Consider the following 23,514-nt stretch of genomic DNA (forward strand, 5'->3'; position numbering starts at 1 on the left):
TTCGCCTCCAGCGAGAAGCAAGCTACGCATTAATTAACGCGTAGCGAGCAAGATGCTTTCAATCCCACACCCGTCGCAAATTCAAGACAAAACCCGGCAACACCGCTTCACCCGACAACTCAGCAGGATTCTCCAACACTTCCACATCCTTAGCCAGTCGATAAATTTCCACCCGTCGCTGCTGCGGATCGATTAACCAACCAAGTTTAGCGCCATTGTCGATATACTCCTTCAATTTATCTTGCAGGGACTTGAGGGTATCTGAACTAGAGCGTAACTCAACCACAAAATCGGGGCAGATATTAGCAAACGTTCCTTTTTGTGCCGAAGTAAGCGCCTGCCATCGTTCTCTACTCACCCAAGAAGCATCGGGGGAGCGAGTCGCACCATTGGGTAAAATGAAGCCTGTAGAAGAGTCAAAGGCTTCACCAGGTTCGCCCGCATTACGCCACCACAAATACAATTCTCCCGAAATACTGCTATTTCGCTCTCCAGTTTCCCAGCCTGTTGGTGGGTTCGCTATTAATTCTCCTTGTGCGGTTCTTTCCAGTCTCAAGTCTCGGTTGGCTGCAGCTAAAGCAGCAAACTGTTCTTGGGTAACATACAACCCAATCGACTTAGGCAACTCAATCAATAGGGTTTCGGTTTCTGGACTAGCGGGTGTTTGTACCATCTTGATCTCTTACCAATAGGGATTCGGTAAATGATGCTTACCCTATTAACTAACAAATTCTACAAGCTTTCTTAGCGTTCGCCTCTGGCACTGTGCGATCGCCTAAGCGTCTCGAACGCGATCGCAATTGCAGATAATTATAAGCCAATACTCTTGGGTCAAGGCTAAAACTCTTTTTTTAACGAACCGCCAAGAACGCCATCGCGTAGCGTCTCGTTAGAGAAGGACGCAAAGATAAGAAAGGAAGAAATGCTTAACCCAAGCGTATTGAATTATAAGCGATCGCCATCTCTTCTCTAACCCCCTTCTCTTCTGTTAGGACGATGAAGTAAATTATTTGCCATGCAATCATCAGCTATGAAACAAAACGTCAGCCGAGGTTTTTCATGGCATTAGAAGGGGTGATTTTAGATATTGATGGCACACTGGTTTTAAGTAATGATGCTCATGCAAATACCTGGGTGGAAGCATTTGCAGCTTATGATTTGGAAGTGCCATTTGAAACAGTTAGACCACTTATGGGTATGGGTGGAGATCAACTGATTCCCAAAGTAGTGCCAGAATTAAATGGTGAAGAAGGAACTGGCAAAGCGATCGCTCAACTACGCAAAAAACTATTATTTGACAAATATATACCACAAATCACTGCTGCCAATGGGAGCAGAAACTTAATATTAAAGATGCAAGAATCAGGATTACATCTGGTTGTCGCTAGTTCAGCCAGTTCTGAAGAACTCGATACCATGCTCAAAATTGCCCAAGTAGATGATTTGCTAACGGAAGTCACTACATCCGATGATGCCGAAGCATCTAAACCTGCTCCTGACATTGTAGAAGCTGCCTTGAACAAAGGGCAAATGACACCGGATAAAGTAGTGATGCTAGGTGATTCGCCCTACGATATTGAGTCTGCTGGCAAAGCAGGGGTAGCTGTGATTGGTTTGCGCTGCGGTGGCTTTAGCGATGAACAACTATCGGGAGCGATCGCAATTTACAACGATCCAGAAGATTTGCTACAGCACTATGACTCTTCTATTCTGGGCGCAAATGCTTAAATATTAAAAGAAGGAAGAAGGGTATGCGATCGCAATCGATTCATTAACGAAGCTGTGCAATATTATACTAATCAAAAAGCCTTAATCAATCTCAGAGAATACTTAAAAGAAGGAGCTATCCAATAGGCGGAACTTGATTTGGAGTTGGTGAAGTTTTGAGGCGATGTCTGGCGACAAGCCGCCTCTCTACGAGACGCTGCGCAACAGCTTACGCACTTTCGCCAATTTAATATTTGCCCCGTATGCCAGCCACCGACGCATCGAACGGCGGCATACGTTGATTGTGATTCTTCTGTTCTGGCTCAAGCCTTAGTGTAATTCTTGATTACCTTGGCTAAATCTGGCACTGCTTCTTCTACGTGCTTTTTGGCTGAACCGCGAAGTTTTTCATAGGTTCCTCGCACGATTTGGCGGTTTGAGTTCTTGACTCTCGCATCAGTAACACTCAGTAGTGCGTCTGCTGTATTAGAACGATTCGCACTCAGATATTCAACTGGGTTGCCTTTCTCTACGCCTTGACTCCAGATAGGATCGAGAGCTGTAAAGCATTGCGGCAAAATCTGCTCAACCACATAGGGAATATACCCTGGCTTAACCCCTTTCAGGGCGGCGAATGCAGTTTTCAAAGCGATGCCGCTCATCCCTGACTTGGATGCAAGCTGTCCTTCGATCATATTGCAACAGTCCTCTATGACCATAGCCTTTTTGGTCGGGTTCAAAAGTCCGTCGCTAAGTCCCATTTCACTCTTCCTTATCTAAGTACTTAATTCTATTCGACTAATTTTTTTAGCAAGCAGGAAATTACAGAAAATGGTATCAGAGTTAGAGAATGTTGTGGATAAACTGATACGCTTTTAGGCTGCATAGTTCAGAAGAGGCAGGGGGAAATGACCATTGGTGTCAATTTAAGCTCAAAGGCTTGCCCCACATACGCTTTACCCCACCCTAACCCTCCCCTTTACAAGGGGAGGGAACTAGAATCTCTTGTTTCCCCCCAATGCATCGGGGGGATTAAGGGGGGTAATTCAACTTGTGTATACACGGTTTTGGCTTTAGACAAAACCGGGGTGGGGTGACGCGGTGAGTAACGGTAAGTGAATGAACTTAATATCACGTCTTGACAAGGGGGTTACTCTGCACTTTGCTAGCAGACTTAAAGACAAAACTTAGGTTATCCCATCCTCCTGAGACCTAAGTTGCGTCTCTGGCTGACTTGAGCCAGCAGGTAGAACTTCATGTCTAGTTCCCGAAGCTCCATTTGGAGAATCTGGAGGATTTGAACCTCCTCGCTTCCCAGGTAATATAGCCTGAGCCAAGCTTTTAACCAAAATATACAAAATTGGTACTAAGAACAAACTCAAGAACGTCGAAAGCATCAGCCCCCCAAACAGGGCTGTTCCTAAAGACCAACGGCTGCTGGCTCCAGCCCCTTGAGAAATCACCAGAGGCAAAAATCCTAACAGTGCGGCAAAGGATGTCATTAAGATCGGTCGCAAACGTTCTTGCCCCGCTTTCACCGCCGCCCTTGTGTAGCTCATGCCCTGCTCGTGCAGTTGATTGGCAAATTCCACGACTAGAATCGCGTTCTTGGCAGCTAGACCAATCAAAGTTACCAAACCTACCTGGCAATAGATATCATCCACCACTTTGGGGAAGAGGCTACCTGCCATGAAAATATTGGAACGTAGCCAAATCGCTGTCATTGCTCCCAAGACTGCTAGGGGAACTGTCAGCAAAATAATAATTGGGTCAATGTAGCTTTCATACTGAGCCGCCAGCACCAGAAAGACAATAACGATCGCTAAACCAAAAATCAAGCCTGTAGCTCCCCCAGATGTTTTCTCTTGGAGATAAGTGCCTGTCCACTCATAACCAAAACCTTGAGGTAAGTTTTCTGCTGCTATTTGCTCCATCGCCTTAATTGCCTGTCCAGAACTAGCACCAGGAGCCGGAGCGCCCTGTACTTTGATTGACCTGTACAAGTTGTAATGGGCGATGGTTTTCGGCCCCACGAAGGGAGTAATTTTCACCAAACTGCTCAACGGAATCATTGCCCCACTGGCAGAGCGAACATAAAGCTTGCCAATATCATCTGGATTCGAGCGGAACACCCCGTCTGCTTGGACATATACCCGATACTGTCGCTGTCCCTGCACGAAGTTATTCACATATTGCGACCCCAAGTAAGTTTGCAACGCCCCAAAGATGTCGTTAATTTCGACATTGAGAGCTTTGGCTTGGTTGCGGTTTACCTGAATATCAAATTGGGGAGTATCTGCGGTGAACTGAGTGAAGACTCCTTGGAGAGCAGGATTTGTACGTGCCGCCCCAATCACTTTTTGAGCAGCCTCAATTAAGGTTTCAATCGGCGCACTGCCGGTTTTGTCTTGAATGATAAACTCAAAACCACCCGTAGTACTTAATCCTCTCACTGGAGGAGCATTTACTGCGATCGCTCTGGCTTCTGTAATTGTAGAGAGCTTTTTGTTCAGTCTCTGAAGTATGCCATAAACAGATTGAGATTCTTCAGTTCTCTCTTTCCAGGGTTTCAGGTTAGCAAAGGCAATGCCTAAATTAGAAGCATTGCCATCGAAACCAAAGCCACTGATCATAAAACTAGCTCTAACTTCGGGAGCCGATGTGACTTCTTTGACCACCTTGTCCATCACAGATTCGGTGTATTTCAAAGAAACCCCGTCAGGCCCCTGGACAATTACAAAAAAGTAACCCTGATCTTCCTCTGGAATAAATCCGGTAGGCACTGCTCTGTACATCAAAACCGTTGCTAATAAACCAGTGGCAAAAACCCCAATTACAATCGGCTTGACATGGGTAAGGTAGCTAACAAACCCGACATATCGCCGCGTGAACCAGCTAAATCCCCGATTAAATTGCGTAAAAAACCACCCCAAAGGCCCCCGTGGAGTCTGAGCAGGGCGCATGAGAATGGCTGCCATACTCGGAGAGAAGGTTAAGGCGTTGAAGGTGGAAATGGCAATGGAGCAAGCAACGGTTAACGCAAATTGTTTGTAAACAATCCCTGTCGTACCCGGAATGAAGGCAACTGGAATAAATACCGCCATGAGTACAAGTGAAGTGGCAATGATTGCCCCAGTTAACTCCTTCATGGCTTCGACAGCGGCCTCAAAGGGTCTCATACCCTGCTCTAGTTTGACTGCAACTGCCTCAACCACAATAATGGCATCATCCACGACGATCCCGATCGCGAGAACAAAACCAAATAAGGTGAGTGTATTAATTTGAAATCCTAAAACCAACAGAGCCGCACACGTCCCAATCAAGGAAACGGGGATCGCTACAGTCGGAATGATCGTAGTACGCCAGTCTTGTAAAAAGACAAAAATTACCAAGACCACTAGGATAATTGCCTCAACCAGAGTGTGCAGAACTTCTTCTAAAGAAATTTCTACAAACGGAGTGGTATCAAATGCCAACTCTGCTTTGAGTCCAGGTGGAAAATTTTTCTTTAGTATCTCGATCTGTTCTTCAACAGCATGAGCAACCTTGAGGGCATTACTACCAGGAAGTTGATATATCCCCAAACCCACGGCTGCCTTGGGCGCATTTCCTGGAATAGTGAATTTGGCATCAGCCAGATAGTTCTCTGCTCCCAGTTCAACTCGACCGACATCTCTGACTTTAACTAGAATGCTGCTAGTGGGGTTATTAGTAGTGCTATTAGTGCCAGCTGGACTTACCTTCAGCACCATATCCTCAAATTCAGCCGCATCTTTAAATCGACTGGTTGCCCGTAAAGCAAATTCAAAGCTTTGATTATCTGGTGCTGGTTCCTTACCAATCGCCCCTGCACCCACCTGAATATTTTGTTGTTGCAGGGCAGCTGTCACATCTTGCGGAGTTAGTTGATGTTGGGCAAGCTTGTTGGGATCAAGCCAGAGACGCATGGCATATTTACGTTCCCCAAAAACCCTGGCACTTCCTACACCAGGAAGCCGTTTGATCTGATCGAAAATATACAGATCGACATAGTTGCTGATAAAAATGTTGTCATACTCATTATTTTCTGAGTAAAACCCATAGACAAGCAGCAAACTGCTCGATGCCGTTTCAACAGTCACACCTGTTTGTTGAACAGTATCTGGCAATTGAGGTGAAGCCAGTGCTTCTTTATTTTGAACGTTTACTTGAGCAATATCGCTATTGACATTAGTTGGAAACGAGACAGTTATATTGCTCGAACCATCATTACCCGTATTAGAAGATATATAAGATACATCTTTAACACCATTAATTTGTCGCTCAATAATGTTGGTGACAGTATTTTCTGTTGTTTGAGCATCTGCACCAATATTGTTGGAGCTAACAGTAATTTGCACTGGGGCAAGGTCTGGTAGCTGAGAAATGGGAAGAATCGGTATACAGATGCTTCCCAGCAGCAAGATGATGAACGTGCAGACCGTCGTCAGCACTGGCCGTCTGATGAAGGTATTGACAAACATAAATCAAGGAATAAAAGAAAGGTTTCAGACTGGTTCGGAACGTAGTAGCTTTTTATTAATATAAGGATTTATTAAGGCTTAATGTTAGATATTTTCTTTTTCCTATACTCCGTATGGGAATGCATGTATTTATGCTAATGACTCACACAAGTCTGAAATAGCTGATTAACTGAGGTTTTAGCATCAGTTTTACCCCACCCTAACCCTCCCCGTATGTATTGGGGAGGGAACAAGAAATCTTGTTTCCCCCCTTAATAAGCTACGGTGTACACACAAGTCCTAAAAACCTAGCTTGATAAGACTTTCCTCGTTTTTCCTCGTTTTTCCTCGTTTCTCGTTCCCAGTCTCCGACTGGGAATGCATTCATTGAGTCTCTGACTCAATGCCAGACTGGAGGCAGAGCCTCAACGAGGGGCATTCCCATACAGAGTATGGGAACGAGATAGGCGAGAGAACAATGGAAAATCAAACTTTCTAATCAACTGAAAAATGCGGTAATGAATCTAAATTTCTAATTATCTTTGCCATTACTCGAAAAATTTAACAATTGATCGTCATTGACCCAAATTGCTTGTTGAGGTACAGAGATAGAAATTCCAGCTTCGTCTAGGGCAACTTTTAGGCGGCGGCGGAGTTCCCGTGCGACATCCCATTGTTTGAGGGGCTGTGTTTTAATCCAGACACGAATAATCAAACCGCGATCGCCAAATTGATCTATTCCCAAAACTTGCGGCGGTTCCAAAATTTGACTCTGCCATTGCATTTCTTGATTCATCTTATCGGCAATAGTAGCAATCAAGTTCAAAGCCTCTTCTGTATTGGCTTGGTAAGCGATGGGAATTGTTAAATCGGCTCGTGACCAACGACTAGAAAGATTGGCAACAATTTTAATTTCACTATTGGGAATTGTGATCAAACGCCCTTCAGAATCCCGCAGTTGGGTCATCCGCAGATTCAGATTTTCTACTAAGCCTCCCACGTTTCCCACATTAATCACATCGCCTAAAGCATACTGGTCTTCTAAAATGATCAAAAAACCGTTAATCGCATCTTTAATTAAGTTTTGCGATGCCAGAGATAATGCAACACCAACTAAACTAGCACCCGCTAGCAAGGGAACGATATCTATCCCCAAAGATACTAGCGCGATCAAGAAACCTACTCCTACCCAGATAGCAGTAGTGATACTTTTAGTGACACCAGAAAATGTGGAAACTCGCAGTTGCAACCGTGCAGAACTTTCTGCTGTGAGGAAAGCACCACTGCTAATCAGAGTGGAGGCGAAGCGGTCAATCAGGGCGTAGGTCAAACGAATTGCTACATAAGTTGCCAAGCATACGACACCTAATCGCACAGGAAATTGGGCTGCTATGAGAATTGCTACCTGAAAACCTCGTGTATAGGGAAATAGACCCAAAATAAAGAAGGTTCCACCTCCCCAAATTCCGGCTTGACTGAGCTGAAACAATCGTCTCTTGGCTTCTTGGAGATGTTGCTGTTGCCGTTGATTTAGTTGTGTTGTAATTGCTTGATCTGCTGGTTTTGGGTAGTTGAAGAGTTCCCTTTGGGGTTGGGAGGCAATGGAGTTTTCTAAATCCTTTTGGGTACGCCGTTGCCAGCTATATACTCCCCAACTCACGACAATCATTGCCAGTCCGATGCCCGCAGCAATTTTACCTTGGTCGATTAAATATTGAATTTGCCTTTCTTGCTTTGCTTGTTGCAAGTCTTCTTGTAATGATTCGGCGACTTGATTTGCCGATGTTGATATATCTACCTGTCGCAGTCCGGCATCTTCAGAAGTAACGGTCATCAGATATTGACCGTTGATATAAATTACTGGTAATTCGTTTACTTTGCGAACATCTACCTTGACTGGTGTGTTTGCTGGTGATTGAAAGTAATTTTGGCCAATTTTCTCTAACTTCTTTTGAATATCTTCTGAACGCTCAGGAAAATTGGTTCTTGTTGCCGCTATTTGAAATAACCGACGGCCATCTAAATAAATCCAGCCCGAAACAACTCTGTTATCTGAATCATTACTAATACTGCTGGGAGCTTGCAGTTGCGGTACAAAAGGAATCTGGGCTGTGGCTTTTGGCACAGATACAACGCCTATAGCCATTGAACTGGCGATCGCCAAAAATTGAAAGCGCACTCAAACACCTCCTTGAATAAAATCTACTGGTGACTACTTCTATCGCTATCCTCCGCAATAACTTTGGGTAGATGTACCTATCTAAAGTTGAGGTTTTCTCTTTAGACGATGAAATTTTCATATTTTTTTGTTTCTATTCTATCTTTAGAGAGATGACAAGATACTGAAAATTAACATGTAAGGCTGATTAGAGTATGACTCTTACCAAAGATAAAACAAAAAGGAAGAAGCTGGGGAGGAAGTTGACATTAGGGTAATCAAACGTCAAGCTAGTTTTGAGGACTGTTGACTAGTGATTTGCTTTCATACGAGCAAAAATCGCCAGTTGTACAATAACCTAGTAGAGTGCGTAAAATTTACGTAGCTTTTTTAATTTTTTGAGGTAACTTTTGATGACCGCAACTTCTCCCCGATTAAAGCACGAGGTTAAAGACCTCGGCCTAGCAGCCTTGGGAAGACAGCGCATTGAATGGGCTGGACGCGAAATGCCAGTTTTGAAGCAAATCCGCGATCGCTTTGCTATCGAAAAGCCCTTCGCTGGTTTACGCCTTGTAGCTTGTGCCCACATTACAACAGAAACAGCACATTTGGCGATCGCTCTGAAAGCCGGTGGTGCAGACGCGCTTTTAATTGCTAGCAATCCTTTATCAACTCAAGATGACGTAGCCGCTAGCCTCGTTGTCGATCATGAAATTCCCGTCTTTGCTCAAAAAGGCGAAGATAACGCAACTTATAACCGCCACGTCCAAATAGCTTTAGATCATCGCCCCAACATTATTGTTGATGACGGTAGCGATGTGGTTGCAACTCTAATACAAGAACGCCAACACCAAATCGCTGATTTGATTGGTAGCACCGAAGAAACCACAACTGGGATCGTGCGCTTACGCGCCATGTTTAGAGAAGGCGTTCTCACCTTCCCCGCAGTCAACGTCAACGACGCCGACACCAAGCACTTCTTTGATAATCGCTATGGTACTGGGCAATCAACCCTAGATGGCATTATCCGCGCCACCAATATTTTGTTGGCTGGTAAAAACATTGTCGTCGTCGGTTATGGCTGGTGTGGTAAAGGTACAGCCCTCCGCGCCCGTGGGATGGGTGCTAACGTCATTGTCACCGAAATCGACCCCATCAAGGCAATTGAAGCCGTAATGGATGGCTTCCGCGTTCTGCCAATGGCAGAAGCTGCACCCCAAGGTGATATATTTATCACTGTGACTGGTAACAAGCACGTCGTTCGTGGCGAACACTTCGATGTCATGAAAGATGGTGCGATCGTTTGTAACTCCGGTCACTTTGACTTGGAACTTGATTTGAAATACTTGGCTGCCCAAGCTAAGGAAATCAAAGAAGTTCGTCCTTTCACCGAAGAGTATAAATTGAAAAATGGTAAATCAGTTGTCGTTCTCGGACAAGGACGCTTGATTAACCTAGCTGCGGCTGAAGGACACCCCAGCGCAGTAATGGATATGAGTTTTGCCAACCAAGCTTTGGCTTGTGAATTCTTGGTGAAGAATAAGGGTAAGTTGGAACCTGGTTTGCACTCAATTCCTGTTGAAGTCGATCAAGAAATTGCGCGGTTGAAATTGCAGGCTATTGGGATCACGATTGATAGTCTAACTGCCGATCAAATTGAGTACATCAATTCTTGGACTTCAGGAACTTGATACATTGATTAATTAATTAATTTTTTAGGGATAGGCTTTAGGCTTATCCCTTTTTTTTGGGTTTCGCGCCGCGTATGAATTTTAAAGTTCAAGGAGTTTCTTTAGGTGTTGTTCCATCCGTGTTATACAGAAAAATTCCGTTTAATACTCTAAATCAGGATATTATACGGAAAAATTATTGATAAAATCAAGCGATATATAGACAATCAGAACACTACAAAAGAATCGTCGTGAACGAAATCATCCCGCATCTTGAAGTCCGTGAGGTGATAACAGTAAAGAAACTTCTTTGAAGCTGTCCGAAACCAAACATCGTAACCGACCGTACAAAGGAGCTATTATGTCCAAAAAGATACTGATCATCGTATCGAACGCTTACGTCATTGGTCCGCACAACAGAAGGACAGGTAATTTTTTGCCCGAAGTCGCACATCCTTATGCTGAATTCGACAGAGCAAAATACCAAATCGACTTCGCAAGTCTTACTGGAGATACTCCGTTTCTAGATGCGCTCAATCTTGCTGACGACCCTGACAATCTGTCTTTTTTGGTGGGAAAAGGATGGGCTTCAATGCAGAAAGCCAAGAAGCTGTCAGACGTTGACGTCAGTCAGTATGACGCCATCTTCGTTCCTGGCGGTTTGGCACCGATGGTCGATATGCCCGAACATCCGCTACTTAAGAAGGTTGTTAAAGAGACTTACGAGCGAAATGCGGTTGTTGGAGCCGTTTGCCATGGTCCGGTATCGTTGCTGAACGTCAAGCTGAGTAACGATGCTTATTTGCTCGCTGGAAAGAATATTAGTTCATTTACGAACGACGAAGAAGAAAACTACGCTAAAGTCGATGTGCCTTTCGAGTTGGAAACGGCTCTTACCCAACAAGGCGCAATCTTCCACAAAACTGGACCTTGGCAGGCATTCAGCATTGCCGACGGGAATCTCGTCACCGGACAGAATCCCGCTTCTGCCAAAGGCGTTGCAGAAAAAATGATCAAACTCCTGGAAGCTCCCTAGCGGCTGAAATGCCTGCGCCTGTATCTGCTCTATCACCCGTTCGATGATTAGCTTCTCAAGAAGCCCGCAGCGATAATAGCTGTGGGCTTCGCTTTAAGGGTTTTCCTTCTATCAGAATTATCACCAGAGCAATAATTTGTTGGCAAACATCCGCGTTTTGGCATTTCAACAACGAATTAACACCTGTCCCAATACAGCGGCGGCGTTTGTGGGTGACAACTCATCTCAAACCTGATGCAATACTTTTCGGATAAACCCAACAATCTCTCTTTTGGTCTGGGGGAAAGGTTACTGGGTTTGGGGTAAAGGTAAATTCAAACCCTTTCCCTTTCCCCCTAACCGAAAAGTATTAAAACCTGATGAGGAAAAACTACGGGTTTCAACCTAGACGAGGTTTATAATTAAAAAGCAATATTTAATCTTTTCATAACTTAAGGTTAACCACAATTTATCCAGTATCAGCTCTAGACTTTTTGAAGTAAGCATTGTACAAAAAAGCTAGTTAGTACAGGATGTAAATTACATGAGTCGAAAAGCCAGCAAAGTGTTTAAACAGTCTGGGGTGATTCCTTACAGAGTGAACAATGGTAAAGTTGAAATCTTGCTTATTACAACCCGTGACTTTCAACATTGGGTGATTCCGAAAGGAGATATTCCTAATGGGATGAGTCCGCCTGCTTCCGCAGCCAAAGAGGCGTGGGAAGAAGCAGGGATAATTGGGCAAGTAGATGCAAATGAACTGGGAACTTACAAGTACCGCAAGCAAGGCAAAATTTACTGCGTCAAGATGTATTTACTATCAGTCGAAATGCTGAGTGAAGATTATCCAGAAGCAAGTAAAAGAAAACGGCAGTGGGTAGAAGTGAATAAAGCTATCAGGCGCATCAAGTTTAATTCACTCAAACGAATTCTTAAAGGTTTTTTCCAGGTCAAATCTCAATTTTGCGCATTACGATGTTAAGTAGTGGCCGGAATAAATCAAACTGTATTATGCAATATAAAATCAATTAAATGTTTGTAGCCAAAGGCTCCAACCCTTGCTACAAACCTTTGTTTATTCATGCCCACTGACTTAAATCCATAATAAAGCTATCCAAGTTTTTATACCGACAATTCCATCAGCCTGCAATTTCTTAGATGTTTGGAAACTAACAATTGCCTTCTTAACTGACTCAGAAAAACGCCCATCGATGGCATCAGTATATAATCCAATATCTTTTAATTGCTGTTGTAATTGTTTTACTCTTAGCCCAGAATCTCCTAGCTGCAATCCATTAAATCTATTCAAATCGGCTCGACCACTAACACCAGTTACACCAGATATATCACCTTCATATTGATGGATTAAGTATTGTCCTTGCCAAGCACCAGGAATAGTTGGGTTCCTAGTTCCGTAGTGGGCAATCCATAACGGATAACTAGCAAAATCAGATGGATTGCCAAGTTCTTCTTTCCAGAAATTGGGGTAAGTATAAATAATCGGTTTGATTGGTTTTTTTGTTTGTTGTAAAAGCGCTTTTTCCACCTCTGCTAACCACAACTTCGCTGCATTAATTACTGCTTGGCTATTTACTTTATCAGTTACCTCTACATCTAGAACTGGTGGTAAGTCTCCTGGTTCTAATTTCCCCAGCGTTTTTAAGAATTCCTTCGCTTGCTGAACCGGGTCAGATGTATGGGGGTGAAAGAAATGATAAGCACCCCGAATAATACCAACAGCTTTCATGGTTTGCCAATGATGAGCAAAGGCAGAATCTTTGATGCTTACTCCTTCTGTGGCTTTGACAAAGGCAAAAGTTTTACCAGAGTTTTTTACTGCCGTCCAATCGACTCTGCCATCTTGATCGGCAACATCAATTCCTTCCATAGAATTTTTTAACCTTTTTGATGAGTACAATCCTGAACTTATCAGAGGCTTTGATTAAATTTATGCTTTTTCTGGGTATTTGAGTAAATTACAGAAATTTACTAAGGTTGAGTGTTAACGGCTCGTACTGGAGTCACTCTAACTTTGCCTGTACAAGGCTTGATTTGTTCTGTAAGGGTAAAGTGCTCGTAAGCATTTGGAGGTGTGATTTGAATTTTACTAGACATTGGGCAGTTTTGATCTGGAGAACTAATGTGGTTGTAAGCTATCTGAAATGAGGCTTGTTTTCCAGGAGCTAGAGTTACTTGTTGTCGAGGTTGCTTACTCGAAAAGTAAGTATCCTGGGAGCGAATAACTTTAATCCCCTGCAAAGGTTGATCTTTTGCATCCAGTAGTCCCAATCCCGGATAACCGTTGAGGGTGCAAGGGGATGAGGCGTTATTGGTAAAGGCGTAGGTAAGTGCAACATTCCCAACGCCAGCATCTTCGGAGACTCGGCGCACTGACAATTGACTAGTTTCACAGCGCGTCGGATTTGTGGCAGTAGTGGCTTCAGGGGTAGAATGCTCTATAGGTTTTGCAGTCGGTGTAGGTGTTGAGTTTAACACAGCTTCTTTCGTCGGCTGCTCAGTGCTTGCTGGCAAGGCTTGCGGCTGTTTTGTAACAGAGGAAGAACCGACACAACCAGTTGTCATCGCGGTTAGGAGCAACAACATACTGCTTTCCACAATTAGAATTCGCATATCTTCTTTTTTTGTAGTGAACTACTTACACTGATGCTTCATATACATTGTAAGTTTCCAAATTTACAATCGAAGCTAATTTGAAGGGAGCCAGTATCCGAAGTGAAAGTACTTTCTAAGGCTACGGTGTATACACAAGTCGTATCACCCCCCTTAATCCCCCCTTATAAAGGGGGGAAATGAGATTTCCGGTTCCCTCCCCTTCACAAGGGGAGGGTTAGGGTGGGGTAAAACCTGTCTTCTTCAGCTATTTTGCTATATAAGCAACAGATACCTCGAAGTCATGTTGAAGTACTCCGAAGTCGTGTTGAAGTACTCCGAAGTCGTGTTGAGGTACTCCAAAATCGTGTTGAGGTACTCCAAAATCGTGTTGAGGTACTCCGAAGTCGTGTTGAGGTACTCCAAAGTCGTGTTGAGGTACTCCAAAGTCGTGTTGAGGTACTCCGAAGTCGTGTTGAGGTACTCCAAAATCGTGTTGAGGTACTCCAAAGTCGTGTTGAGGTACTCCGAAGTCGTGTTGGAGTACTTCAAACTTTGCCGCACCGCAATCAAGTACACTAAAACAGTCGCTACACAGTTTAAGGTTTTTGGCGTTAACTGAACCCTATTGCTGCATAATCCCTTCGCATTTTGCTAAGGATTTCTTGTCGTGAGTTTGTCTTATACCAATTCTGTATGAAGATGCACAGAATATTAAACGAACCGCCAAGTACGCCAAGAGCGCCAAGAATAGAGACTTACTCATTTAGTGCAGCTTCACATGAAATTGGTATTACATCCACTCCTTTAGCGAACTCTCCCGTCCCACAGGCTAAATATTCAACCGAATTAAATATTATCTGTTGCCTCAATCAAAGCACTGCAAATTCCTGGTTCACTCATTGAATGTCCGGCATCAGGAACCACTATAAATTCTGCTTCTGGCCAAGCTCGATGTAATTCCCAAGCTGATATCATTGGGCAAACTACATCATAGCGCCCCTGAACAATTACAGCCGGAATATGGCGGATACGGTCTACATTTAAGAGTAATTGATCTTCTGTTTCCAAAAATCCCTTATTCATAAAGTAATGGCATTCAATCCGTGCGAAAGCTGAAGCAAATTCACTCTCGCCAAACTTTTGCATCAGTTCTGGGTCTAAGAAAAGTCTACTAGTACTACCTTCCCAAATTGACCAAGCACGCGCTGCTGTTAATTGAATTTCTAAATCTGGATTGGTCAAGCGTTTGTAATATGCTGCGATTAAATCATCACGTTCATCTATGGGAATTGGTTTGAGATATTCTTCCCAAGCATCAGGAAAAATATAGCTAGCACCCTCTTGGTAGAACCAGTGTAACTCTTTTTGTCTCAGCATAAAGATCCCACGCAGAATTAATCCTGTGCATCGAGAGGGATGGGTTTGACTGTAGGCTAATGATAAAGTGCTACCCCAACTACCACCAAAAACCGCCCACTTTTCTATACCTAAATGTTGGCGCAGTTTTTCGATATCACTGACTAAATCCCAAGTGGTGTTTTCTCGTAATTCTGCATGGGGCGTACTTTGACCACAACCGCGCTGGTCAAACATGACTAACCGCCATTTTTCTGGGTGGAAATATTGCCGATAAAAAGCTGGACATCCACCACCAGGGCCCCCATGCAGCAAAACGATGGGTTGACCTTGCGGGTTTCCTGACTCTTCAAAATGGATAGTATGAAGGTCACAAACCTGTAAACTACCTTCTAAGTAAGGCTTGATCGCTGGGTAAAGTTCTCGCATTTTCGATATTTTATCAGTAATGTTGTCATGCGATCGCTATGTCTTGGTGTAACAACTTCGCTTCTGTAAAATGTGGCTTTTAACCGCCCTTTCATCTAAAAATTGCCAAAAGCCCTCACCCTAAATCCCTCTCCCAAAATTGGGAGAGGGACTTTGAAATTTTCACCTCGGAACTGGTACTTGATTAATTACCGATGCAATTACTGCATCCATTTGTAAACCATCCAGCATCGCTTCTGGTTTCAATATGAGACGATGACGTAGCAACGGTGATGCAACTGCTTTTACATCATCTGGTGTTACAAAATCTCTTCCCGCTAACCACGCTAGAGCTTGAGATGTCTGCAACCAAGCACCGGTAGCGCGAGGTGATGCACCCAAAGTCAAATCAGGATATTGACGCGATGTTCTCACCAACGCCAACAAATAATCAACGATCGCTTCTGATACTTTAACTTCTTTGACTGCTTGTCGTGCTTGCAAAATGTCGGCTACTGTTGCGATTGGTTTCAAACGGCTAATATCCAAACGCCGTGCTGCAAAACCCGCCTGACGATTGAGTAACATTTGCTTTTCAGCAGCTTGATCGGGGTAATCTACCACCAGCTTAAATAAAAATCTGTCTAACTGTGCCTCTGGTAAAGGATAAGTACCCTCAAATTCCAGGGGATTTTGTGTCGCAATTACCCAAAATAAATCTGGTAAAGGCAAACTTTCACCATCCAATGTTACCTGCATCTCTTCCATCGCTTCTAGCAACGCCGCTTGTGTCTTGGGCGGAGTACGGTTGATTTCGTCTGCTAGCAGTACTTCAGTAAATATTGGCCCTTTTTTTAAAGTAAAATTGCGGCTATTCAAGTCAAAAATATTTGTACCAGTAATATCTGAAGGTAAAACATCAGGTGTTAATTGAATCCGCCGAAACTCCCCTTGAATTAACTGCGCCAACACTTTTACTAAAAGGGTTTTACCAGTTCCCGGTACTCCTTCTAAAATTACGTGCCCACCCGCTAGCAGTGCTACTAAGAGTTGCTGTATTAAGCCAGATTGTCCAACAATTACTTGATTAATACCTTGACCAAGACGAATTAAGATAGGATGCGTTTCACTCATATTTTTTATTGATAAATAACCAACGCAGAGTACAATTACAAAAAAATAATTACGAATTATGAATTACGAATTACGAATTAATCTAATGGTTCGCCATTTCCCCAACCAGCTTAACAGGTCTCGTTCACTGATGGGTTGTTTGCGAGATTGTAGCTTTAAAACTGCATCTAATTCTGCTGCACTTGCACCTGTTTTTTCCATCCAGAAATCGATCAAGGCTTGACGTTCTAAAAGTACTTGCCCTAATCCCAAGACTTTTTGGAGTTCTAGTTGTTCTTGTTTACCCACCATTTCAACAACAAAGTCGGTGGTATCAGCTTTCTGCAACACCCCGGCTAAAGCTTGGATGTATGCCTCGCTATTATTTACAACTGGTGTATCTAAAGCTACTGGCTTTCCAAAGCGGCGATTCTGCGCCCAAACTAGCACTAATAGCAGGATACCTACCTGTATCAAGATTGGAAGTAAAGGAGTTTTGGCAAAAAAGCTAGATAAATCTCCTTCGCTTTCTTTCTTCCTGATATCGGCATCTTTATAGCCGTGGATGTATTCATCGACAAAGACTGTGTTACTTTTTTCAGTAACCAAACTAGCTAAATACTTGAAATTACTTAAATAATCTTGGTAGGCGTTGGCAGCTAAATAAGGAGTGGTAGAAAAAATCACCTTTCCTTTTTTGTAATTTTCTTTCCAGACAACAGCACCAAAGCGATCGCCTAAATTAACTTGCTGGGAGTTAGCTTTTTTATATCGTCTACGTGTATCAATTTTAATATCACCTTCAGGAGATTTTTGCATAGTGCTAAACTCCGCTTCTGTAACCCGCGTCTTTGCACCCAAAATTACCAAAGTATTCCCTTTCTCTACCCATTCCCGCTCTTGACTATCCAGTGTGGTTTCTCTGGGATAGCCGCCTACCTGTAGCAAGGTAATTGGGCTGTTCTCTGGCTGAATATCACTAAAAGGCTTTTGCCAGCGCTGAATAGAAATTCCCTGTTGTTGCATAAAAGCGTACCAAGCACCATAGCCATCAGAGTTACGGTTGTAGGTAGAGCCAGTGTTAATTTTAGTATTATTGGGAGCCGCGAACAAACTAAGTAAAACGATCGCAGCGAGTGCGATCGCTCCCATCCAAGCAAGGCGATTTGGACGTTTCATTTTCGACTTTCATAGCCTTTGAATATCACTGTTAATACTTACTTATTTTTCAGTTAAAGTCAAAATATACTTTCTTTAGTTTCTTGTAGCGATCGCCTGTTTGATGAATGCTTCTAAATTTTGGGTAGCAGTGGGATTGTCAAACAGAACCTTGCTTGAGAGTTTTAGGGCTTCACGAACTGAGTATCGCTAATCGAGAAAACCTAAAGAATTGCTGTGGTTGATTATTCTAATGATGGACTAAACATCCAATCTTTATAGCAAGTTGCTAATTCCATGCTGAAGTAGAACTAAAGTTCCCCTTCTAATTGTTGGGCTACCAGTCTGGCAAATAACCCTGATTGGGCAATCAATTCCGAAAAATTACCGGCCTGTACAATCTGACCCCCGGTCATTTAGTTGCACCCGGCTCAAGATTATTTGCAAACCCATCCAGACCAGAGCGATCGCTTCGTTCTTTGTCATATCAAGTCCGGTTAATCACTTTGCTTAGGAACCGAAGTAGATGAAGAATACACAAATTTTAGTATTGCTATATACATTGAGCCGACAAGATGTGAAGAGTATGTAAAGATGAGTATTTAAGTATAAACATCTAAGTAAGATATTAAATATGTAGTTATTTGCAAGCTATAGAGATGCTCCAATACTTTTCGATTAAGGGTAAAAGGGAAAGAAAAAACCTTTAACTTTTCTCCCAAACCAAATTCCTCTTTTAAAACTGCAAAAATCGAGAAGTATTGTGTGATGTTCTCTATTTTGACGCTAGACATTCACGAATAATAGCCCACAAGGAGGGCATAAAAATCTCTTTAGGAGATCAAGAGTCAACCCTATCTATAACGGTGGTGCAGGTAACAGTACCTTGAATGTTAGCGGTTCAACGGGCGATAATACTCTCAATGGTGGTGAAGGTAATGATATCTTGATTGCTACTGATTCAGCAGGTAATAACCTACTTTATGGGGGCGATGCCAGTTATTTCGGCACTGAGTCCGATCGCGATACCTTGAATGTTAGCGGTTCAACGGGCAATAATACTCTCAATGGTGGTGAAGGTAATGATATCTTGATTGCTACTGATTCAACAGGTAATAACCTACTCTATGGGGGCAATGGGAATGACAGTATCTATGGAGGATTAGGTACTGATACTTTTGCTTATAATAGTTACAACGAAGGTGTTGACAGTCTTTATAACTTCAAACCAACTAAGGATCGGATTCAGGTATCGATTACTGGTTTTGGTGGCGGGTTATCAATAGGTTCACTTCAGACAAGTCAGTTTACAATCGGAGCATCTGCAACCACGAGCGTTCAACGATTTATCTACAACAGCGCTACAGGTGGGCTATATTTTGACCATGATGGCAGTGCATCTGGCTTTACTCAAGTAAAATTTGCACAATTATCTGCTGGATTGTCACTAAGCAACGACAATTTTGTGGTTGCTTGATCGAAATTAGCGCTGTATCCCCTAGTACCGCAAGGCGGAATTAAAAATTAAAAATTAAAATGAATACAGCATAAGGGTTTCGTTGATTTGGAATGATTGGTTTATTTCCGCCGTGTTGTACTAGCTATCTAATTGGTATTTCAGAGCTTGAAACTCAAGCACTGTGAGAAGTTCCTGATGTTGATTAACTAAATCTTGGATGACGCTAATTGGATCGTTGTAAAGGCGATGTTTGCGTTGGCGAGGGGCTTCTGCCAAAGCTAATCTTTACTGAATTTCCCTTGGGGGCGATGGCGAGGCAACTTCAATACCGTCTAATCAAGAAATAAGCTACTAACTACAATAAGCCAGATTGCTTAATCCAGGAGTATTTACTAAGTCAGTATTGACTATCCAACCATTACCAGATAATTCTCCAGGGAAACTTCTGGAAAGGTCGATTTCTACCCAAATGTAATTTTCAGATTTATATGACTTAACTATATTACCTGTAACCAAGTTCACAAACACAACTGTCTTTGGATAAAGTGTTGTAATAAAAGGTTCTTTTGTACTTGGTTGGCGGCGTATAGTTTCCTGTCGTACAATTTGCCGACATACACTGCCAATAGTAGGTTTACTCGAAACATTTTGAGCGTTTTTATTCGGCTGACAAAATTTCAGCACAGCAGTTTGAATAAACCCTGAAGTCGGAGCTTTAATTCTGACAAATCTATCTCCACTAACTGGGATATATGCTAAAGTAATCCTTGTTTTTGCCGACAATATTCTGATAGTATGGGATGATGTTGAAGGTTCTTTGAAAATTGGAGTATTTACTTTAGTTGCACGACAATTTGACTGTGCATAATTAAAGGGAGTCTGCGCGATTTGAGCAAATACAGGTACACTCAGAGCCAACGTAGCAATATTTACGAGAGTAAAAATATACAATAACTTCTGAAATTTCACGTTTTTTCCTCAATATCAGTTATGAAAGACTGTACATTAGATTCGGAAATTATAAACTCTGATGTTAAAATAACCTACAAAAATCATTTTTAACTATAAGAATATCATATAATGACTTATTACTACTAATTACCAACTACGCGCCATCTCTTAATTATGAATAAATCCCAGAATCGTGGAATAGTTGAACAGTTTGTTAATACAGTGATGGGGGTAAAACCTGGGAATCAACAACAGTCTCTAAACACATCAATAGCGACTACACAAAAACTAGATATCAGAGCAGTTTTAGTTTATACACTAGGGACGATACTACAGATATTAGTCATGATTCTCGTGTTACTGGGAATGGAAAAATTAGTAATATTCATTGATAATAATTCTTCTTTTTCCAGTTGGTTTAGCACCTTATTGACTGGATTGTTTTTTGCTCTATTAAGTATCCGTTCTCGAATTTTTTCTCTTTTAGATAATACCCGTTCTCGTCAGACCTATGACCAGGTAATCAGACCAAGATGGTCGCCTCCACCTTTAGCATTTCCCATAGTTTGGATGATAATTGCCGTTTTGCGGGTAATTTCTTCTGTATTAGTTTGGCAGCAAATGAATCACCATTTTTTAGTATTGCCTTTAATTTTGTTTGTGGTACATCTGGCTTTAGGGGATACTTGGAATACGATTTTTACTGTAGAACGGAGATTAGGTGCTGCTGTACCTGTAGTGATTTTAGGCCCTTGGTTATCTGCTGTAGTGGTGACGGCAATTTATTGGCAAACTAATCCTATAGCGGGAATGACTTTATCATTTTCTTGTGTGTGGTTAACTGTAGCTGCTGTATTGGTATTTAGAATTTGGCAATTAAATGGATCTGAGCCATTGTATCCTTTAAAACTAACAACTGTGGATAAATAAATACCCAAAATTAACCTTGATATGAAAGCCAATTCAAGATACATAAAAAACGGTAGAGCAGTTAACAATAGACCTATTGCAAAAATCGTTGAATCACCCCTCCCCAACCCTCCCCTTGTGAAGGGGAGGGAGCAACATTTCAAGTTTACCCCCGTTATAAAGGGGATTAAAGGGGGTTGATTCGACTTATGCAAGAGGTCTAATCTACCGTTTTTTAAAATCTTTAAGGGAGTTAGCTTCTAAACTAATTTTATCTAAATCTTTTTTCTTAATCATAATGAGAAGCATCGCTAAGTTCTAAATAGTGCCGAAAGTAACACCCTGTTGTTTGAGCCACTTCCGGTATGCTATGGAATAGCGATCGCTCGGTAAATGTACTTCTGATTGCAAATCTAAAGGTAAGCGTCGGGGTTGCTGGGATTCGACAATGGCAATATCTTGACTAGCAACTTGATTTTGAATATCTAGATACACTTCCACTTTTAGTTCGCGGACACTGTTTACCATTAACCAATATTGCACCACGCACTCATCTTCATCGACTGGCGTAATTGTATAGAAGATATTTAAACGACGATCTCCAGGCCCAAGTTTAAAGTATGCCACTAGCGGACGGAAAATGCGGTAATCGTAAGTGTTGAAAATCAGTGGTGCAGAAAGAGGATTACCGGAATTAAAATCTAGTTCCCACAAACCACATTTGAAACTAATCCCATCTGGAAGAGACTCTAATTCATAGTGCGTCAACTCAGGACGACTGGCGTGGGCAAATAATCCCGAATGCATAATTGGGAAGTGTGCCGGATCGATGAAATTTTCCAGCACCCGCAGAGGGCTAGAGTGATAGTAGTAAGGGCCACAGAAAATCTTTTGATAGACCGGATCGTACCACTCAGAAAACGGAGCGATGTCTTGTTTTGGTGTGCCTAAACAAACCCAGAGCAGATCGTAACGCTCTTGAATTTGGTAAGTTTTAACACAAGCTTGGGCGGGGGGTGATTGGTCGGGATTAGCCGGAACTAGTACACATTTTCCCTCGCTATTAAAGGCTAAACCGTGGTAAGGACAAACAAGAGTCTCTTTGTTGACATATCCTAGAGAAAGACGAGCGCCACGATGAGGGCAAACGTCTTGCCAAGCTAAAACTTTGTCGCCATTATGCCAAAGCACTATATTTGAGCCTAATAAGCGCTTGTGCAGAACTGTTCCAGGTTGGAGGTCTTGCGATCGCGCTATTACATGCCAATCATTCAGCAAAATCTGGTCTTGCACCATGAGTATCGACACCCGTCAGGTCAAATACCTATATCTTAATCATCCTATGGAATAACTATCAAAGCACTTTTAGGATTTGTTAACAGATAAATGTGCGATCTCTATGTATGCAAAAACTCAAAGTGGCGGAAAATTCAGTTTAATGCATAAGTCCTAAAAGATATGCCAACTGAGGATTAGCTCGGAAAAACTTAGGCGAATACTTTCTTTTCTACGTGAGCATACTGACGAGTAACTTGATGAGTGCTGTAATTGAGCGTCAGACAACCTAATTACCCCCCTTAATCCCCCCTTGTAAAGGGGGGAAACAAGAAAAATCTGGTTCCCTCCCCTTGTAAAGGGGAGGGTTAGGGTGGGGTAAAGGATGTACTTCATTTAGATGCAAAATGCTGTATGCCATGATTGTTAATTTAGAATAGGTTGCATCGCCCCTGGAGTTAGAAAAGTCTATTTACCAGAGGGAAGCTTTAGTTCGATATTTAATTTGTTCCCTATTTCCATAACATTGTTTGCAAAGTCTGTCATACCTGCGATCGGGGCAGCGACTAGAGTAGCAGCAGTTAGTAAAGCTAGTAGACGCTTTTTGAGTTTGGGTAAGTTGCGTTCTTTTTCTGGCTTTTGAATTTCTACTTCTACATCATCAATATCAATGATCATGTCGTCGCGGGTTTCTGGTGGGAATTGGGCGGCAGTTTGGCGCAGGTTGCCGATCAGTTGCATTAGTTCTGCTACGCTTGCGCCGCTTGTTTGGTTGAAGTTAGAGGCTTGCTGACTGGCGTTATCTTTGACTTGGTTCGCAACGTTGGCGATGTTTGCGCCTTGAAAGTTGTTTGTGAATTGAGGATTTTCTGACATAGCATTTGCCTCGGCTTTATTATTATTATTAATTTTAATTTCTCTGCTGACAGCTAGTTTAGCAATATCTCGCATATCTTCATAAGCAGTCCTATCATCTAAATCATTATCTGCTTTTTGTGATTTTCGACGCGATTCTAGTGATTCATAGCCATCTAAAAGTTGACGCAAATCGAGTTTTAATCTGAGTTTGCCGATGGTGATTGTACTTTCACCCATAGATTCTTGTCCGAGGAGTTCTTGGTAGTCCAGGGGTGGATGTTTGGGATGGTTGGGGACGGGAACCAATTCGGTGATTTCGAGATTGGGAAGACTTTTGTGGATTTTTTGGAAGACATCGCGGAGGATGCCGAGAAATAAGCGGC

At 42.5% G+C, this 23,514-nt stretch carries 19 protein-coding genes and 1 pseudogene; 7 read left to right on the forward strand and 13 right to left on the reverse strand.

What is annotated here, in order from left to right; translation table 11 throughout:
• Positions 1-58: 58 nt before the first annotated feature.
• Positions 59-673, reverse strand: coding sequence for a Uma2 family endonuclease (locus tag HWQ43_RS20715; RefSeq protein ID WP_292737555.1), 615 nt, complete (start codon positions 671-673; stop codon positions 59-61).
• Positions 674-1,059: 386 nt separating this feature from the next.
• Between HWQ43_RS20715 and HWQ43_RS20720 the strand changes: the two genes are divergently transcribed.
• Positions 1,060-1,728 carry an HAD family hydrolase gene (locus HWQ43_RS20720; RefSeq protein ID WP_292737557.1) on the forward strand — a complete coding sequence of 223 codons (669 nt, stop codon included), beginning with the start codon at positions 1,060-1,062 and terminating at the stop codon, positions 1,726-1,728.
• 302 nt (positions 1,729-2,030) lie between these two features.
• Here the strand turns inward: HWQ43_RS20720 and HWQ43_RS20725 are convergent, their stop codons facing one another.
• The 3 genes from HWQ43_RS20725 to HWQ43_RS20735 form a co-directional block, all read right to left on the reverse strand.
• The gene (locus HWQ43_RS20725) at positions 2,031-2,468 is read right to left on the reverse strand and encodes a hypothetical protein (protein ID WP_292737559.1); all 438 of its coding nucleotides are present in this window, start codon (positions 2,466-2,468) and stop codon (positions 2,031-2,033) included.
• A gap of 426 nt (positions 2,469-2,894) precedes the next feature.
• Positions 2,895-6,209 carry an efflux RND transporter permease subunit gene (locus HWQ43_RS20730; RefSeq protein WP_292737561.1) on the reverse strand — a complete coding sequence of 1,105 codons (3,315 nt, stop codon included), beginning with the start codon at positions 6,207-6,209 and terminating at the stop codon, positions 2,895-2,897.
• 511 nt (positions 6,210-6,720) lie between these two features.
• Complete coding sequence (locus tag HWQ43_RS20735; protein WP_292737563.1) at positions 6,721-8,367, reverse strand: mechanosensitive ion channel family protein; 1,647 nt, start codon at positions 8,365-8,367, stop codon at positions 6,721-6,723.
• Positions 8,368-8,759: 392 nt separating this feature from the next.
• On the opposite strand from HWQ43_RS20735, the gene ahcY reads away from it, so the two are divergent.
• The 3 genes from ahcY (at position 8,760) to HWQ43_RS20750 (ending at position 12,013) form a co-directional block, all read left to right on the forward strand.
• Complete coding sequence (gene ahcY / locus HWQ43_RS20740) at positions 8,760-10,037, forward strand: adenosylhomocysteinase (RefSeq protein ID WP_292737565.1); 1,278 nt, start codon at positions 8,760-8,762, stop codon at positions 10,035-10,037.
• A gap of 340 nt (positions 10,038-10,377) precedes the next feature.
• A complete protein-coding gene (locus tag HWQ43_RS20745) occupies positions 10,378-11,052 on the forward strand; it encodes a type 1 glutamine amidotransferase domain-containing protein (RefSeq protein WP_292737567.1) in 675 nt (224 codons plus the stop codon).
• A gap of 523 nt (positions 11,053-11,575) precedes the next feature.
• Positions 11,576-12,013 carry an NUDIX hydrolase gene (locus tag HWQ43_RS20750; RefSeq protein ID WP_292737569.1) on the forward strand — a complete coding sequence of 146 codons (438 nt, stop codon included), beginning with the start codon at positions 11,576-11,578 and terminating at the stop codon, positions 12,011-12,013.
• A 111-nt stretch (positions 12,014-12,124) separates the two neighbouring features.
• Here HWQ43_RS20750 and HWQ43_RS20755 read toward each other — a convergent pair whose 3' ends face one another.
• On the reverse strand, positions 12,125-12,919 hold the full coding sequence (locus HWQ43_RS20755; protein WP_292737571.1) for a GH25 family lysozyme: 795 nt from the start codon (positions 12,917-12,919) through the stop codon (positions 12,125-12,127).
• 101 nt (positions 12,920-13,020) lie between these two features.
• A complete protein-coding gene (locus tag HWQ43_RS20760; protein WP_292737572.1) occupies positions 13,021-13,662 on the reverse strand; it encodes a DUF4232 domain-containing protein in 642 nt (213 codons plus the stop codon).
• 252 nt (positions 13,663-13,914) lie between these two features.
• On the opposite strand from HWQ43_RS20760, the gene HWQ43_RS20765 reads away from it, so the two are divergent.
• A complete protein-coding gene (locus tag HWQ43_RS20765; protein WP_292737574.1) occupies positions 13,915-14,223 on the forward strand; it encodes a hypothetical protein in 309 nt (102 codons plus the stop codon).
• Positions 14,224-14,490: 267 nt separating this feature from the next.
• Here HWQ43_RS20765 and pip read toward each other — a convergent pair whose 3' ends face one another.
• The 3 genes from pip to HWQ43_RS20780 all read right to left on the reverse strand — a co-directional run bounded on the left by pip (position 14,491) and on the right by HWQ43_RS20780 (position 17,700).
• Complete coding sequence (gene pip / locus HWQ43_RS20770; RefSeq protein ID WP_292737576.1) at positions 14,491-15,429, reverse strand: prolyl aminopeptidase; 939 nt, start codon at positions 15,427-15,429, stop codon at positions 14,491-14,493.
• A 162-nt stretch (positions 15,430-15,591) separates the two neighbouring features.
• A complete protein-coding gene (locus HWQ43_RS20775) occupies positions 15,592-16,542 on the reverse strand; it encodes a MoxR family ATPase (RefSeq protein WP_292737578.1) in 951 nt (316 codons plus the stop codon).
• Positions 16,543-16,605: 63 nt separating this feature from the next.
• Entirely contained in the window at positions 16,606-17,700 is a 1,095-nt protein-coding gene (locus HWQ43_RS20780; RefSeq protein WP_292737580.1) for a DUF4350 domain-containing protein, read from the reverse strand.
• Positions 17,701-18,565: 865 nt separating this feature from the next.
• On the opposite strand from HWQ43_RS20780, the gene HWQ43_RS20785 reads away from it, so the two are divergent.
• Positions 18,566-19,156, forward strand: coding sequence for a calcium-binding protein (locus HWQ43_RS20785; RefSeq protein WP_292737582.1), 591 nt, complete (start codon positions 18,566-18,568; stop codon positions 19,154-19,156).
• 120 nt (positions 19,157-19,276) lie between these two features.
• Here HWQ43_RS20785 and HWQ43_RS20790 read toward each other — a convergent pair whose 3' ends face one another.
• Both HWQ43_RS20790 and HWQ43_RS20795 read right to left on the reverse strand, forming a co-directional pair.
• A complete protein-coding gene (locus tag HWQ43_RS20790) occupies positions 19,277-19,414 on the reverse strand; it encodes a hypothetical protein (protein ID WP_292737584.1) in 138 nt (45 codons plus the stop codon).
• A 75-nt stretch (positions 19,415-19,489) separates the two neighbouring features.
• Entirely contained in the window at positions 19,490-20,107 is a 618-nt protein-coding gene (locus HWQ43_RS20795; RefSeq protein WP_292737586.1) for a hypothetical protein, read from the reverse strand.
• A gap of 156 nt (positions 20,108-20,263) precedes the next feature.
• On the opposite strand from HWQ43_RS20795, the gene HWQ43_RS20800 reads away from it, so the two are divergent.
• Positions 20,264-21,019 carry a TspO/MBR family protein gene (locus HWQ43_RS20800; protein WP_292737588.1) on the forward strand — a complete coding sequence of 252 codons (756 nt, stop codon included), beginning with the start codon at positions 20,264-20,266 and terminating at the stop codon, positions 21,017-21,019.
• A 297-nt stretch (positions 21,020-21,316) separates the two neighbouring features.
• Here the strand turns inward: HWQ43_RS20800 and HWQ43_RS20805 are convergent, their stop codons facing one another.
• The gene (locus tag HWQ43_RS20805) at positions 21,317-22,294 is read right to left on the reverse strand and encodes an aromatic ring-hydroxylating dioxygenase subunit alpha (protein WP_292737590.1); all 978 of its coding nucleotides are present in this window, start codon (positions 22,292-22,294) and stop codon (positions 21,317-21,319) included.
• Positions 22,295-22,741: 447 nt separating this feature from the next.
• A pseudogene (locus tag HWQ43_RS20810) lies at positions 22,742-23,514 on the reverse strand (Ras family protein); the annotation flags it as partial.

It is taken from the genome of Nostoc sp. JL31 (assembly GCF_017114965.1).
GTDB classification, from domain to species: Bacteria; Cyanobacteriota; Cyanobacteriia; order Cyanobacteriales; family Nostocaceae; genus Nostoc; species Nostoc punctiforme_A.